A 14399-nucleotide genomic window follows, 5' to 3' on the forward strand; every position below is an offset into this window, starting at 1 on the left:
AGTTGCAACGGCGGTTCAAATGGATCAGCAACCGTAATTGCAGCTGGTGGAACAACTCCTTATACCTATTCCTGGAGTCCTTCAGGAGGAGTTAATTCTATGGCTACTGGTTTAACGGCCGGCACATATACTGTTACGGTTCTGGACGCAAACGGTTGCCAGGCATTCACGACTGCTCCGGCAATTACACAACCGGCATTAATTGTTATTACTACTGCCGCCTCAGGTGTAAGTTGTTTTGGAGGAAATGACGGTTCGGCATCTGCTTCGTCAAGCGGGGGGGTATCCGGATATAATTATACATGGCTGCCGGGTGGTACTACGGGTAATACAATAAGTGGGCTATCTGCCAGCACATACACCGTTCAGGTTACAGACGCGAATAATTGTGTGCAAACGGCCACATTTGTAATTAACCCGGCTATACAATTAGTGTCTTCAATTTTTGCCTCTTCAAATGTCAGTTGTTTTGGAGGTAACAATGGAACAGCTACGGTAAATGTATCCGGTGGAGCACCATTCTACAATTACAGTTGGTCACCTTTGGGTGGAAATGGACCTACAGGAGCCGGTTTGGCTGCCGGTTCATATACTGTAAATATTGTTGACAGTAAAGGTTGTACCTCATTCTCGTCAATCACCATCACCGAACCTACACAGGCACTTGCGGGAAATGGAACTTCTGTTTCTACAAGTTGTTTTGGAGGATCCGATGGTTCTGCATCTGTAACCCCGATCGGCGGAACTCCCGGATATGTTTATCAGTGGAATCCGGTTGGCGGAACAGGGCAAACAGCTTTGGGATTGACTGCAGGTAATTATACTGTTTTAGTTACGGATGCCAATGGTTGCCAAACAAGTGTGTTAACTTCCGTTTCACAACCCTCCTATTCGGTTACTGGAATTCTGGTGCCTGCTAATCCTTCCTGTGGTTTATCAAATGGTTCAATTTTATCCCAGATTTCCGGGGGTACAGGGCCTTACTCTTATTTATGGGCTCCGGGCTCATCCACAGGCGCGAGTATAAGTGGGCTAGGGCCGGGCAGTTATACATTACAGGTAACTGATGCAAGTTGTTCTGTAAAAGGCACTTTCACTATTACACTAAGCAATATTGCCGGTCCATCAGGTGTTGTTTCATTAGTAAAAAATGTTTCTTGTTTCGGAGGTAATGATGGAAGTGCAACTGTAAATGTAACACAGGGAACAGCTCCTTACCTTGTCAATTGGTTGCCTTATGGTGGTAATAAATTATCCGCGGCTTCTTTAATTGCAGGCATCTATACGGTTAATATAACGGACGCATTGGGTTGTACAGCTATAGCAACAACCACTATAACAGAGCCTGCTCCTGTAGTTGTTTCTGTTTCGTCAGCTACCTCTGTTTCGTGTAAAAATGGAAACAATGGATCAATTAAGCTTACTGCGGCCGGTGGAATGCCAATTTATAATTACTTATGGCAGCCATTGGTATCTTCTTCGGACATCGCAAATAGTCTAACTGCCGGAACCTACACTGTAATTGTTTCAGATCAAAACAATTGTTCCACGTCAATTGCAATAAAAATTACTGAACCTCCGATCATGTTATCATCAATTGGTTCCATTACAAATCCTACATGCAGCGGAGGCAATGGCAGTGCAACCGTTATATCAGCGGGAGGAACCACTCCCTATTCGTACATGTGGTCGACTGCGCCCGCTCAAACAGGAAATTCAGCAACATTAAGTGCAGGATCGTATACGGTTACAACTACTGACGCTAACGGATGTACAATAACCACAACTGCTGTAATCAGTGAGCCGGCACAAGTTATCACCACTGCCGGGCCAAATGATACGGTATGTATAGGGCAATCAATTAATCTTACTGCTACTGCTTCGGGTGGTGCGGGAAATTATCAGTATGTATGGCAACCTTCCGGTGCAATTAATGGTGGCACTTTGAATGTTACACCGTCTGTTAATACTACGTACACAGTAATTGCATATGATCAAAACGGTTGTGCCGGAACACCGGGCATAATTTCAGCAGCCGTGTATAGCTTAACACCTGGAAATGTTATGGCCATTGGATTTTCACCAATTTGCCCGGGGCAAAGTTCTACAGTTTATGTTCAAACTTAGGCACCGGGCCAGGAGCATTTCTGGTAACTCCAACCCAGCCAACAACCTATATTGTAACAGTTACTAATTTCTGTGGAATTTCTGTAACTTCCTCGACTAAAATTCTTTTCAATCCTCCTCCGACAATATCTCTTATGTCAGATACAAATCTCTCTTGTGTTCCTGCTGCAATTCAGTTTTTTGACAATTCTGTTACTGGCAATTTGGCTGATCCAATCACTTCATGGTATTGGAGCTTTGGCGATGGTACTTCTTCAACCTTATCCGATCCCAAACATGTTTATACACAATCCGGTGTTTATTTTGTTTCTTTAACTGTTACAACTTCCGGTGGATGTACGAATAATAATGGATCTGCTCCCATTGTTATTACCGCGTATCCCAGTCCGAAGGCTAATTTTACAACAAGTCCATCTGTAACTCCCATGCAGAGTAATAATCCAACTGTTGATTTCAAGAATACATCAACAGGTGCTATCAAGTATTTCTGGGATTTTGGTGATGGAATTACTTCTACTAACGTAGATCCTCAGCATCATTTTGGTATCACGGGAGTTTACACTATTACACTTATTTCTACTAATATATATGGCTGTACAGATACATTCCGTATTCGGACAAGTGGTGGTGGAGATATTTCCTTTCCTACAGCCTTTACTCCGAATCCGAATGGCCCTAACGGAGGATCATACAATTTATTTAATCTTGACAATGATGTGTTTTTTCCATTCGCAGCCGGGGTGGATGAATTTCGAATGCAGATTTTTAACCGATGGGGCGAGCTTATTTTTGAAACATTGGATATAAAGATTGGATGGGACGGCTATTACCGCGGTAAACTTTGTCAGCAAGATGTGTACGTGTGGAAGGCCAATGTAAAATTTAACGATGGAAGAAGTATTACCAGAGCGGGAGATGTTACCCTGCTTCGTTAACTGAAATGCCATGATGTTTAAAAGAAAATATTTATTTACACTCTTCCTTTCTGTGCTCATGGCAGGTTCATTAAGTTATGCGCAGAATTTGAAAAGAAAAGTAAAGAAATGCGTTCGTGACGCCGGGATTGCATTGGATAACAATGATTTCAGGAAAGCGCTCGAATTATATCAACACGCTTATCAGCTGGATCCAAAGAATGCCGTACTTGCATTTGATCTTGGATCCTGTATGTATAGTATCAGGCAGTATAAGCGTCAATCGCTGCCATATTTTGAACAAGCACGTAAAGCAAGGATTGAAGAAGCCAACTATTACCTGGGAAATTTGTATCATCTGTCTGGTAATTTTGAAGATGCGATTCACGCTTTTCAAGAATACAAAAATAGCATAGCCCAAAAAAAATTCTCCAACAAAGAAATTGATTTTCTTCTGATGAAGTGCAAAACGGCCATGGAGTTAATGCGTGCCCCTGTAAATGTGACTATCGAGAATATGGGTAATACCATTAATTCGGAATTTCCAGATTATGTTCCGCTCATTTCGGCTGATGAATCTGTTCTTATATTCACTTCCCGTAGAAAAGGAAGTACCGGTGGTTTGCTTGATCCGTTTGGGGAATATTTTGAAGACGTATATATTTCAACCAAAAAAGAAGGGAAGTGGTCTTTGCCACAAAACATCGGTGGTAATATTAATACACCTACCCATGATGCATGTGTTGGTCTTTCTGCAGATGGAGAAATGTTATTGCTTTACAGAACAAGTAAAGATTTGCTCTCAGGTGATTTATACTCTTCCGTTTTTAACGGAAAGGACTGGGCAATTCCACAGGAGTTGCCCAGTCCAATCAATACAAAGGATTATACTGAACCCAGCGCCTCATCATCGGCTGATGGACAAGTACTCTATTTTTCAAGTGATCGTCCGGGTGGATATGGGAAAAAGGATATTTACAGAGTGGCAAAACTTCCAAACGGCGGGTGGGGTAAGGTACTTAACCTGGGACCGACAATAAATACAGCCGAGGATGAAGATTCGCCTTTTATTCACCCCGGAGGAAAAACACTTTATTTCAGTTCCAAAGCGCATAGGAATATAGGGGGGTACGATATTTTCAAATCTACAGTAGATGGAGATGGGCTTTGGTCGGAACCCGAAAACCTGGGGTATCCTGTCAATACTCCTGATGATGACATATATTTTGTGCTTTCTGCAAGTGGGAAAACGGGGTATTATTCTTCTTTCAGGCAGGATGATTATGGTGGTTCAGATATTTATCTCATTCATTTTTCGGATAATGATCTTGGATTTAATGTTTTTAAAGGTAAAGTTGAAGGTTCCGCAGTTGCTGCTGATTCTACCGGTAAGCCTCTTGCTGCCCGGATTTATTTATACGATTCGAAGACAAATGCGTTGGAAGGAATATACAATACGAACACCTTAACAGGTAAATTCATCATGATTTTGAAATGGGATACAGAGTATACTATGCGGTGGGAATCAGAAGGGTACGTTTGATTTACGAACCTGGTTAATAGCAGTAAGATAGCGGAAATCAGTAAAATAATTTTACGTAAAACGGAGAAATAATTTAGATGAAAAAAATTATCTATACTTTTTTTCTTTTTTTTGCAAATTATTGCTTGCAAAATACAACTTGTTTTGCGCAGGCGTATCAGTTCACGCAGTTCTACGCATCGCCTACTTTTCTAAATCCGGCTTTTGTTGGATCCGGTAATGTATGCTCACGGATCACTACTAACTACCGGATTCAGTGGCCTTCAATACCCGGTGCTTTCAAAACCTATTTGCTGGCGTATGACCATAGTATTTCGAAAACGAACAGTGGTATTGGATTTATCTTCGCTAACGATAGGGCAGGAAGTGGCAACCTGCGTTCCACGAGTTTAGGCGCTCAGTATTCCTACCAGTTAACCCTTTCACGCAAGTGGGCATTCAATGCGGGATTTGAAGCCGGATATGCTATGCGCAATTATGATTTTAATAAATATGTTTTTGGGGACCAAATTGCTTATGGTACACCTACTTCAATTGAACAGTCAGGTAATGACCAGGTACAATATTTGGACTTTTCTTCGGGTTTTGTTTTATATTCTGAAAAAATATGGGCTGGTTTTTCTGCTCGTCATCTGAATCAGCCGAATCAAGCTCTTCAGGGTGGAATCTCCCGATTACCTGTACTGTATTCTGTGCATGGTGGATATGTAATCCCAATTGCAATAGATGGTGAAGATGGCGCCAGTAAGGGAAAAAATCATAGTGTAACAACAGCATTTAATTATCGGAGTGAAAACAAGTTTGACCAGGTCGATATAGGAGTTTATTACACGTATTACCGGCAACTCGTATTTGGGGTCTGGTACAGAGGGATTCCGCTTTTAAAAGCATATAAGCGGGGCTATCCGAATAACGATGCCATTGCCTTCCTTGTAGGTACAACAATTGACCGATTCAAGTTCGGATATAGTTACGATGTAACTATATCGTGGCTGGCTGGTTATACCGCGGGTGCGCATGAAATATCACTTTCGTACCAGTTTTGCCCAAGTAAGAAATTTAGAAAATCAGCAATTCCCTGCCCTAAATTCTAAATTGTTTCTATTGTTCAGAACAATTTTTGCGAAGTGTAAACATTAATTTGTCACCTACATTCCTTATTTTCTTAATCGCTATGCATTAGAATTTTTCTAATGTATAGTTTGGGATTAAAAAATATTGAGTCTGTGAATCTTCCATTTCGTATATTCGTGCAATATTTCCGTATTTTGACGGGAAGGGTGCCAAATTCTTAATAAAATGAAGGTAATTGATCATATAAAAAAGGCTAAATCAACCCTCTTTTCAATCGAGATATTGCCTCCGTTGAAGGGTAAAAGCATTCAGTCAATTTTCGATGGTATTGATCCTTTGCTGGAGTTTAAGCCCTCTTTCATTGATGTTACATATCACCGCGAGGAGTATTTTTATAAAAAACGTGAGGGCGGCTACCTGGAAAAGGTAAGTATTCGTAAACGGCCCGGTACTGTTGGCATCTGTGCCGCTATCATTAATAAATATAAAATCGATGTTGTACCACATATTATTTGCGGAGGTTTTACCCGTGAGGAAACTGAAAACGCCCTGATCGATCTTCACTTCTTAGGAATTGATAATGTACTTGCGTTACGTGGCGATGCCATTAAGTCAGAAGGCGCTTTTGTGCCTGAGCCTAACGGACACCATTATGCTTACGACCTGGTGAAACAGATCGTTACCATGAACAAAGGGCATTATCTTGAAGAAGATCTTGTAGATGTAGCGCCAACCGGTTTTTCCATTGGCGTAGCCGGCTATCCTGAAAAACATTTTGAAGCACCCAACCTTATCGCCGATCTGAAAAACCTGAAGCGCAAGGTTGATGCCGGGGCGGAATATGTTGTTACTCAAATGTTCTTCGACAATAAAAAATTCATTGAGTTTGTAAACAAATGCCGCGAGATGGATATTAATGTCCCCATTATTCCCGGCTTAAAAATACTGACCACAAAAAAACAGGCGACCATACTTCCTAAATTATTCAATATTGATATTCCCCAGGATTTCCTGGAGGAGATCGAGAACTCCAAGAGTGATGCCGAGGTAAAGGAAGTGGGTATCAGGTGGTGCATTGAGCAATCCAGGGAGCTGATAAAATTCGGTACACCCTGCCTTCATTTTTATACTATGGGCCAATCAGAGGCTACGCGCAGGGTGGCAAGTAATGTGTTTTAGTTGTAGCCCGGCCTGCGGGCAGTAATGATCTCGTCTCACCCACACTTTTTAACCCCGGTTTTCGTTTAAAATCCTAAATTTAGATACGTAATTCCGGATTTTGAAAAAGACTTTATTTCTGTTAATACTTTTGTTTGGCTTGCAATTAAATGCACAGCAGGTTTATACATTGGAAATAATATCTCCTGATAATGCCGGCCTGGTCAGAAAGATCAGTTATAAAAAAAACAATACCACCGAAACTGAACGTGAGAAGGAACTTCAAAATGTGCTGTTTACACTTTACGACAATGCTTATATCGCAGCTACATACGATAGTCTGAAATACGATTCATTAAATCTGAAGGCCTTTTTACATGTGGGTGAGCAGCACAAATGGGCACGGCTTTCCAAAGGAAATGCCGATGAAGCCATGTTAAGCGAGGTGGGTTTCCGGGAGAAAATCTATTTTAAAAAGAAGTTAAATTATAAAGAGGTTAAGCGGTTGTTGGAGAAGATTGTTTCTTACAATGAGAATAATGGTTATCCGTTCGTATCAGCAGGATTAGATAGCATTGTGATCGATGGTAACAGCATAGCCGCTCAACTTAAAGTCGATAGGAATAAATTGGTGAAGATCGACAGTATACTTATCAGGGGAAATGCAAACGTGGCGCCCGTGTATCTGCAAAGTTATATTGGTGTAAAAACAGGAAGTCTTTACAACGAATCGCGGATACGGAATATCAGTCCGCGGCTTAAAGAGTTAGCATTTGTCCGTGAGAAACAACCTTCCCGCATCTTGTTCACAAATAAAGAAACAAAACTTGTGCTTGAGCTCGAAAAGCGACGTGCCAGCCAGTTTGATGGAATCATTGGTTTTTTGCCGGATAATACTACCGGCAAACTTTTAATAACCGGCGATGTGCGGTTGAAGCTTCAGAATGCTTTTGGCCGCGGTGAACTTATTGATCTTAACTGGCGCAGCCTGAGATTGAATACGCAGGATTTGAAATTAAAATTAATCTACCCTTTTCTGTTCGCGACCCCATTTGGTATCGACTATGATCTTAAGCTTTATAAGCTTGATACAACCTATATTGATGTATACAACACAATAGGGCTGCAATACCTGATAAGCGGAGGAAATTATTTTAAAATTACTTATAGTAACAAAACATCACGTTTGCTTTCAACCAAGGGGCTTGAATTTGTAACAACTTTACCTGTTTTCGCCGATATATCAACCAACGCGTATGGACTGGGGATTAAATTTGAAAAGCTCGATTATCGTTTTAATCCGCGCAAAGGGTACAGTATAGCAATGAGTACATCTGTTGGTTCCAAAACTATTTCTAAAAATCCAAAGCTTAATTCCGTTGTTTACGATAAACTTGAGTTAAAAACGGTGCAGTACGCTGGTGAGGCCAACGTCGCGGTATACATCCCTATTGTAGGCCGGAGTATAATTAAGTTTGGAATGCAATCAGCTTACATTGCCGGGCCGGGTTTGTTCCAGAATGAGTTGTATCGCATAGGAGGATTAAAAACATTGCGTGGCTTTGATGAAGAGTCGATACGTGCATCAGCATACGTGATCGGAACTGTTGAGTATAGATTTTTGTTGGAACAAAATTCATATTTCCACTTATTTTACGACGGATCATATTATGAAAACAATACTTTAGGCATGGCCGTATACGATACCCCTTATGGTTTTGGCGCAGGTGTGAGTTTTGAAACCAAGGCTGGTATTTTTTCACTTGATTACGCATTGGGGAGTCAATCCGGTAATCCTATATATTTAAAATCCGGAAAAATTCATTTCGGGATCGTTAGCTATTTCTGAGTCTTCGACGGGCTCAAACGGACAGGACTTTTGACAGGCTCGAATAGAATGAATATTGAGCATGGGGTCACTTCGAGCTTCGTCGAGAAGTGTGGGCGGCAGCTATTTTTTTGACTTGGATTTTCATAATCCGGGCAACAAATCAAGTCGACCATTTATTAATGCTTCTTTCTTTTTACTCGACCATTTTTTTAGTCGTTTTTCGAAAGCAATAGCTTCAAGGGGGGTGTTAAATGTTGTGTAGTAAACAAGCTTTAAAGGTCTTCTCCGGAATGTGTACGATTCTGTATTAATACCTGTTTGGTGTTCGATAAATCACCTTTCTATATTATTAGTTACTCCGGTATAATAGGTGCCATCTGAACAATGAAGAAGATATACGTACATCGTTTTCATTTTACGAATATAATGGAATTGCGCCATCGCCCTTCTCGACCATGCTCGAAGTGACCGCCCCGCAGACATATTATATTGTAAACTCATTAAAATTCACTTTTTTATTATTATATATTTTTTAACGATTACTTTTGTTAAACAAATAAAGAAAACCCATGAGCTTCATCAAAGAATTTAAAGAATTCACCATGCGCGGCAACGTTGTTGACCTTGCAGTAGGTGTGGTTATTGGTGGTGCTTTTGGCGCTATCATTACTTCATTGGTTGCTGATATAATTATGCCGGTCATAGGAATACTTACAGGTGGAATTGATTTCACAGGTTTAAGCGTTAAGATCGGTAATGCTACAATCGCTTACGGAAAATTCATCCAGGCCATATTTGTATTTACGATCGTTGCTTTTTGCCTGTTCCTGGTAATTAAAACAATGAATGCCGCAAAAAAGAAAGAGGCTGAAGTGCCTGCTGCTCCTCTGGCTCTCACTAAAGAAGAACAGCTGCTCACAGAGATACGGGATCTGCTTAAAAAATGACGATAACCATATTTGAAAAATGCTAAAAATAATCTCCTGATTATTCTTACGCTTGTTGTTAAAATGGCAAGTGCGCAGGATGCCGCTAAAATTGACACCTCCTGGAAAAAGGGAGGTTTTGTTTCAATCAGCTTTAACCAGGTGTCCCTTACCAACTGGGCCGCCGGTGGTGAAAATGCTTTGTCCGGTACATTTATCGGTAGCTTTTTTGCCAACTACAAAAAGGAAAAGGCCACATGGGATAATTCGTTTGATATCGGGTATGGACTCCTTAAATCGGGCACGGCTGATCTGCGAAAGAATGAAGATAAAATGGAGCTGAATTCTAAATTCGGCCATCTGGCAAAAGGTAAATTTTATTACAGCGCACTTATTAATTTAAAATCACAAATGGCGCCCGGCTATAATTACCCGAATGACAGTGTCATAATATCGAATTTCGCCGCTCCTGCGTATGCAGTTATTGCATTAGGAATGGATTACAAACCCGCGGATTATTTTTCATTATTTATATCGCCTGCCACGGGTCGTTTAGTTATTGTTTCAGACCAGAAGCTGGCTGATGCCGGCCAGTTTGGCGTTGATGCGGCAACCTATGACGTGAATGGAGCTAAGTTAACCAGTGGTAAAATGCTGCGTACGGAGTTTGGGGCCTATCTGCGGCCCCGTTTTCAAAAGGATATTTTTAAGAATATGAATCTGTTATCTACATTGAACCTTTTCAATAACTATACTGATAAAATTGCAAGTCGCCGTGGCAATGTAAATGTTGATTGGCAAACTATGATCAATATTAAGGCCGGAAAACTTATAACATTCAGCGTGTTTACACATTTACTTTATGATAATAACATTGATATTCCTGCTTATGGTGATGTAACTGTTGGGAATACTGTTTATAAGAACGTAGTTGTGGCAAAGGGCCCTAAAACCCAGTTTAAAGAAGTATTGGGTATCGGGTTCTCCTATAAGTTCTGAGGGAATAGCCTGATCTTTTAAACAGCCCTGCAAACAATCGTTTCAGGGCTGTTGTATTTTGTTTGGCAGCAAAATATAATAATGGTAAATTTACCTAAAATCGGATTGAATGTTGAATATACTTTTTCTTGTAATTGGTATTGCTTTAGGAGCTTTAATGGCCTGGTTATATTTTAAAAACCAGGTTACTTCAGGCATTACCGAAAGTGAGAAAAATGAACTTGAACATACTATCAAAGACTTACAAAATTTATTGACGGCTGCTGAAAAAGATAAAGCGGTGTTGCAGGAAAAAATAAGCAATAGTGTTCAGGAAGTAAGTAAGCTTTCACAACAATATGAAACAGAGCGCAAAGAGTTAGCCGCAGCTAACAGTCGCCTTGCAAAGGCGGAGGAGGCTTTCAAAAATATGAACGATAAGCTGGCCACACAAAAGGTCGAGTTTGAGGAAATGCAAAAACGCTTTGCCACTGAATTCGAGAATATAGCCAATAAAATACTTGACGAGAAATCGAAAAAATTCACTGAACAGAATAAAACAAATATTGATGGCATTTTAAATCCGCTCAAGGAAAAGATCGAAAAATTTGAGAAGACTGTTGGTGATAATTACGATAAGGAGCTGCGGGACAGGATAAGTCTGAAGGAAGAAGTGAAGAAGTTGTTTGAGCTGAATAGCCGGATTAGCGAAGAAGCGAATAACCTGACCAAAGCGCTGAAGGGTGATAATAAAAAGCAGGGAAACTGGGGAGAGGTGATATTGGAAAAAATACTGGAGCGTTCCGGACTTGTAAAGGATCGGGAATATAAAACGCAGATCACTACCATGAATGTTGAAGGGGAGACCATTAAACCGGATGTGGTTATTTATCTGCCCGATGAAAAGCATATTGTTGTTGATTCCAAGGTGTCTTTGTTGGCGTACGATGCGTATGTAAATGCGGATGAGGACGAAGGCCGCGAACGTTTTATAAAAGAACACCTCTCATCTGTTAAGAGTCACATTAAACTGTTAAGTGAAAAGAATTACCAGACCTCGTCTGAATTTAACAGCCCCGATTTTGTTTTGCTCTTCATTCCCATTGAATCATCTTTCAGTGTTGCCATCCAGGCCGACCAGGACCTCTTTAATTATGCATGGGATCGTAAAATAGTGGTTGTGAGCCCCTCAACTTTACTGGCTACTTTGCGTACAATTGCTTCTATCTGGAAGCAGGAGCGGCAGAACCGGAATGCGCTGGAGATCGCGCGTATCGGCGGAAGTTTGTATGACGAATTGTATCGTTTTATTGATGACATGAAAGATATTGAAAGACATTTGCACATGTCGCAGGAAGCATACGACAGCGCATTTAAGCGCCTATCGCACGGCAAGGGTAACCTTATAAATACCGCCGAGAAAATAAAAACGCTTGGCGCAAAAGCGACAAAGAGTATTGACAGGGACCTGATCGACGATGCGGGTTCTTCTGCAAATGCAATTGAGGAAGGCAATTCATGAAAATCAGCATAAATATCAGACGTTTGCGGGCACCCGGATATCCTTTGCCTGTTATTTTTCTGCTTGCAATTTTTATTTATTCCTGCGCCTCATCCCGTGTAGCCTATAACCAGGACATGTCGTACATGTATAAGCGTGAAGCTACTGTGCTGCATCCCGATTACCAGGTTTATCATACTTCAGATGTTACTACAGATGTTTTTTTCTCTATTGCTTCGAAGGAGCTGTTGTATGCGAAGCAACCCAATGAAAGCGACTACAGGTCGCGATTGATCATTTCATACCTGTTAACACAATCGTACGAATCGAAAGTGGTTATCGATAGCGGATCGGTTCGCCTGACCGATATCAATAACGATAATGTTCAGAAGCGTATCAATGGAAAATTTACTGTAAAGGCCGGCGGCTCTCCTGTTTCTTTACTTAAAATTTCTTTATATGATCAGAACCGCAACCAATGGTCTGAAACTTATATTGATATCTATAAAGCGAATCCCGGCAGCTCTCAGAATTTTCTCGTGAAAAATAAAGATACCCACAGTATTTTATTCAGGAATTATACTTTACCGGGAGAGAATGTTGTTATCACGTATCGACGTTTGGCTCAAAGTAAATTATTTGTAAAATATTTTAAACGTGAATTTCCTGTTGCCGCGCCTCCTTTTTCAATAGTTGATCCAAGGCCTTTCAGTTATAAAGCGGACAGTACTTTTACACTGTCCCTGAGTGATACAGGTACTGTTATTGTTCATCTGGAGCATCAGGGTATCTATAATTTTGTAATTGATACAAATCAGCGTGAAGGATTAACGCTTTACCGGTTTTATGATGGTTTCCCGGATATCGTAAGGGCAGATCAGATGGTCAATCCGTTGCGATTCATCACATCGAAAGATGAATATGATAATATGAATAACAACAAAAATAAAAAAGCGTCAGTTGATGCATTCTGGATCAACTGCGCCGGCAGCCAGGACAGGGCAAAAGAAGTGATCCGGAAATATTATAACCGCGTTAAGGATGCCAATGTGTATTTCACATCTTACCTGGAGGGCTGGAAGACCGATCGTGGCATGGTCTATCTTATTTTTGGTCCGCCTAACCTTGTTTATAAGGCAACTGATTCCGAAACATGGGTGTACGGTGAAGATAACAATCTCAATTCACTGAATTTTAATTTTAATAAAGTCACAAACCCAATTGCTGATAATGATTATATACTTCAGCGTTCAACCATATACAAATCCAATTGGTATCGTTCGGTCGATATCTGGCGGCAGGGACGTATTTACCTTCAAAATTGATCCGGATGTTTCATAAAACAAGGGAAGATGATAAAATGTTGCTGTTCGGCACGCGTGCTGTTATTGAAGCGATAAAGTCAGACAAAGAAATCGACAAACTCTTTTTACAAACAGGAGTTAACAATGAATTGTTCAGGGAGCTGATGCCTTTGGTGAAAGAGCGGAACATTCCATTCCAATATGTTCCAATTGAAAAATTAAACCGGCTCACGGGTAAGAACCACCAGGGTGTTGTGGGTTATTTGTCGGCTGTAACTTATCAGAAAATCGAAGATATATTACCTGTACTATTTGAACAGGGAAAAGTACCGTTGTTATTGGTGCTCGATCGCGTTACTGATGTGCGTAACTTTGGTGCCATTAGCCGCAGCGCGGAATGCGCGGGGGTTAATGCAATAATTATTCCTTCACGGGGCTCGGCGCAGGTAAATGCCGATGCCATTAAAACTTCGGCAGGGGCCTTGCACAAAATACCTGTATGCCGGGAAGATAACCTGAAAGCATCGATTGAATACCTGAAAGAAAGCGGTTTAAAGATTGTCGCCTGTACCGAAAAGGCGGAACATTATTATTTCGATACGGACCTTTCTGTGCCAACTGCAATCATTATGGGGTCGGAAGAGGATGGTATATCAGGCGAATACCTGAAGCGGGCGGATGAACTGATCAAGATACCTATGAATGGCCAGATCGAGTCATTAAATGTGTCGGTAGCCACCGGCATTGTTTTATTCGAAGTGATTCGCCAGCGGATGAAGCAGGGGTAGCCCCCTAAATCCCAATGTCATTAAGTTGAGAGTAATCTTTGTTGAAATAAGCCCGAAGGGCTTGAATATAAATAACCCCCGATGCAATCGGGGGTTATAAAGTGAAGTTTCCTGCAACCCTGAAAGGGTTGAATATCATCAATGTAAATATATTTAACCCTTTCAGGGCAATGTCATTAAGTTCTATATTATATTGCTCTTTTATAGTTAGTTAATGTTTGATGTTTCCCCAAAGGCTTGCTACGCATTTTTCTT

11 protein-coding genes are annotated in these 14399 nt (G+C 40.8%); all 11 read left to right on the top strand.

Annotated elements, in window-relative coordinates:
• Positions 1-2127: SprB repeat-containing protein (locus tag HYU69_02495; GenBank protein ID MBI2269206.1), on the top strand; the 2127-nt coding region annotated here is incomplete at its 5' end.
• 134 nt (positions 2128-2261) lie between these two features.
• Entirely contained in the window at positions 2262-3062 is an 801-nt protein-coding gene (locus HYU69_02500; GenBank protein ID MBI2269207.1) for a PKD domain-containing protein, read from the top strand.
• Positions 3063-3072: 10 nt separating this feature from the next.
• Positions 3073-4584 (top strand): PD40 domain-containing protein, encoded by a 1512-nt coding sequence (locus HYU69_02505; GenBank protein ID MBI2269208.1) that lies wholly within the window; start codon positions 3073-3075, stop codon positions 4582-4584.
• Positions 4585-4661: 77 nt separating this feature from the next.
• Complete coding sequence (locus HYU69_02510) at positions 4662-5678, top strand: type IX secretion system membrane protein PorP/SprF (protein MBI2269209.1); 1017 nt, start codon at positions 4662-4664, stop codon at positions 5676-5678.
• Positions 5679-5883: 205 nt separating this feature from the next.
• The gene (metF, locus tag HYU69_02515) at positions 5884-6837 is read left to right on the top strand and encodes a methylenetetrahydrofolate reductase [NAD(P)H] (protein MBI2269210.1); all 954 of its coding nucleotides are present in this window, start codon (positions 5884-5886) and stop codon (positions 6835-6837) included.
• Between the two features lie 100 nt (positions 6838-6937).
• Positions 6938-8665, top strand: coding sequence for a BamA/TamA family outer membrane protein (locus HYU69_02520; GenBank protein MBI2269211.1), 1728 nt, complete (start codon positions 6938-6940; stop codon positions 8663-8665).
• Between the two features lie 551 nt (positions 8666-9216).
• Positions 9217-9594: a large-conductance mechanosensitive channel protein MscL gene (mscL, locus tag HYU69_02525; GenBank protein ID MBI2269212.1), complete on the top strand. Its 378-nt coding sequence runs from the start codon at positions 9217-9219 to the stop codon at positions 9592-9594.
• Between the two features lie 12 nt (positions 9595-9606).
• Entirely contained in the window at positions 9607-10572 is a 966-nt protein-coding gene (locus HYU69_02530) for a DUF3078 domain-containing protein (GenBank protein ID MBI2269213.1), read from the top strand.
• Positions 10573-10729: 157 nt separating this feature from the next.
• Positions 10730-12073 carry a DNA recombination protein RmuC gene (gene rmuC / locus HYU69_02535; GenBank protein MBI2269214.1) on the top strand — a complete coding sequence of 448 codons (1344 nt, stop codon included), beginning with the start codon at positions 10730-10732 and terminating at the stop codon, positions 12071-12073.
• Entirely contained in the window at positions 12070-13377 is a 1308-nt protein-coding gene (locus tag HYU69_02540; protein MBI2269215.1) for a GWxTD domain-containing protein, read from the top strand. The genes rmuC and HYU69_02540 overlap by 4 nt, the downstream gene beginning before the upstream one ends.
• Positions 13378-13382: 5 nt before the next feature.
• Entirely contained in the window at positions 13383-14144 is a 762-nt protein-coding gene (gene rlmB / locus HYU69_02545; protein MBI2269216.1) for a 23S rRNA (guanosine(2251)-2'-O)-methyltransferase RlmB, read from the top strand.
• Positions 14145-14399: the final 255 nt, after the last annotated feature.

The sequence above is a fragment of the Bacteroidota bacterium genome (assembly GCA_016183775.1).
Lineage (GTDB): Bacteria > Bacteroidota > Bacteroidia > JABDFU01 > JABDFU01 > JABDFU01.